Here is a 2,170-nt window from a genome sequence, read left to right as displayed (position 1 = left end):
CCCCGAACGACCGCCGCACCCACTTCGTCCGCCTGACCTCGGCCGGCCGCGACGCCTACCGGGCCATGGCGCGGGCGCACCAGGACTGGCTGGGCGAACTGACGGGCGGCATGGGGCGGGAGGACGTGGTGTCGCTGCTCGGCTTGCTGGACCATCTGAAGCGGTCGGTGCGCGCCGCCGCCCCGGCGGCGAGGTGACGCGATGGCGCCCACCGCCCACGTCGACACCTTCGCCCGCGACCGCCTGCCGCCGCGCGAGCAATGGCCGGACCTGCCGTTCGACCGGCCGGAGCTGGCTTACCCCGAGCGCCTGAACGTCACCGCCGCCCTGCTGGACCCGTGGCTGGCCCAAGGATGGGCGCCGCGCCCCTGCCTGATCACCGCCGCCGGCGCCTGGACCTGGGGCGATCTGGCCGCCACCGTCGACCGCATCGCCGGCCTGCTGGTGGAAGAGCACGGGCTGGTCCCCGGCAACCGGGTGCTGCTGCGCGGGCCGAACACGCCGATGCTGGCCGCCTGCTGGCTGGCCGTGGCCAAGGCCGGCTGCATCGTCGTCGCCACCATGCCGCTGCTGCGCGCGGCCGAACTGACGCACATCCTGGAGAAGGCGGAGGTCGACCTCGCCCTGTGCGACGCCGGCTTCCTGGACGACCTGAACGGCGCGCGGGCGCTGGTGCACCAGGACTTCCCCGTGCTCGCCTTCAACGCCGGCGACGCCGCCGACGGGCTGGAGGCGCGCATCGCCGGGCGCCCGGTGGGCTTTGCGGCGGTGGACACGGCGGCCGACGACATCTGCCTGATCGCCTTCACCTCCGGCACCACCGGGCGGCCCAAGGCGACGGCGCACTTCCACCGCGACATGCTGGCGGTGGCCGACCTGTCGCCGCGCTCCCAGCTGGGCGCCACGCCGGACGACGTGTTCTGCGGCTCTCCCTCCATCGCCTTCGCCTACGGGCTGGGCGGGCTGATGCTGTTCCCTTTGCGCGCCGGGGCCTGCGCCGTGCTGATCGAGCGGCCGACGCCGGAACGCGTCCTGGACGCCATCGCCCGCCACAAGGGCACGATCTGCTTCACCGTGCCGACCGTCTACCGCAGCATGTCGGCGCTGATCGCGGCCGGCGGCGCGCCGGACACCGGATCGCTGCGCGCCTGCGTTTCGGCCGGCGAACCACTGACCCCCTCCACCTTCGACGACTGGAAGGCGCACACCGGCCTGCCGATCCTCGACACGCTGGGCACGACCGAGCTGCTGAACGCCGTGCTCGCCTCCCCGCCCGACGCCATCCGGCCCGGCGCCACCGGCAAGCCGGTTCCCGGCTACGAGGCCATGGTGCTGGACGAGTGGGGCGAGCCGCTGCCGCCGGGCCAGGTCGGCCGGCTGGCGGTGCGCGGCCCCACGGGCTGCCGCTACCTCGACGACCCGCGGCAGGAGGGCTACGTGGTGCGCGGCTGGAACGTCACCGGCGACGCCTGCCACATGGACGAGGACGGCTATTTCTGGCACCACGGCCGCGTCGACGACCTGATCGTCTCCGCCGGCTACAAGATCGCCGGGATGGAGGTGGAGGACGCGCTGCTCCAGCACCCGCTGGTGGAGGAGTGCGCCGTGGTCGCCGCCCCCGACCCCATCCGCGGCGCCGTGCCGAAGGCCTTCCTGGTCCTGCGCCCCGGCACCCGGCCGAGCCCGGAACTGGCGCGCGAGATCCAGGACCACGTGAAGGCGCTGATCGCGCCCTTCAAGTACCCCCGCCGGATCGAATTCCTGGACCAGTTGCCGCGCACCGAGACCGGCAAGATCCAGCGTTTCAAGCTGCGCCAGCGTGAATGGCGGGATACCGACACCAGCGTCGCGGCGGAGTAGCGGGCGGCAAATGTAACCGGATGCAACACCATGCAACACCTTTTTGCAGGTGTTGCATTGCTGCATTGGCTGCATTTCGGTCCAGGACGCTTGGTCGGGCTATTTTCCGGATGATCTGAACCCCACCAAGGGAAGGCTGCTGTACGGCGCGGGCGGAAAGCGGAATTGCGGCCAGTATCGCACCGATCACGCCCCGATGTTAGGAATTTTATCATTTCGGCCGTAACACCCCCGCTCTGGACACACGCTGCCCCAGTGCGCTACCGGTGGCGAAACGACGCCAACCGGGGAGGCCGATGCGCCAGTTCGT

At 71.6% G+C, this 2,170-nt stretch carries 1 protein-coding gene and 1 pseudogene; both read left to right on the top strand.

Annotation, left to right across the window (positions count from 1 at the left end; all coding sequences use genetic code 11):
- Positions 1 to 197: pseudogene (locus tag VED21_RS29825) on the top strand (MarR family transcriptional regulator); the annotation flags it as partial.
- Positions 198 to 201: 4 nt separating this feature from the next.
- Positions 202 to 1,860 carry an AMP-binding protein gene (locus VED21_RS29820; protein ID WP_324888977.1) on the top strand — a complete coding sequence of 553 codons (1,659 nt, stop codon included), beginning with the start codon at positions 202 to 204 and terminating at the stop codon, positions 1,858 to 1,860.
- Positions 1,861 to 2,170 lie beyond the last annotated feature (310 nt).

The organism is Azospirillum sp., assembly GCF_035627195.1.
GTDB lineage: Bacteria > Pseudomonadota > Alphaproteobacteria > Azospirillales > Azospirillaceae > Azospirillum.
Note: the sequence above shows the minus strand (reverse complement) of the source record. Positions and strands in the feature narration are given on the sequence as shown.

What these genes read in the sequence shown, in the direction of transcription:
- VED21_RS29820 (WP_324888977.1), top strand. Translation starts at nt 202, where the DNA reads ATGGCGCCCACCGCCCACGTCGACACCTTCGCCCGCGACCGCCTGCCG.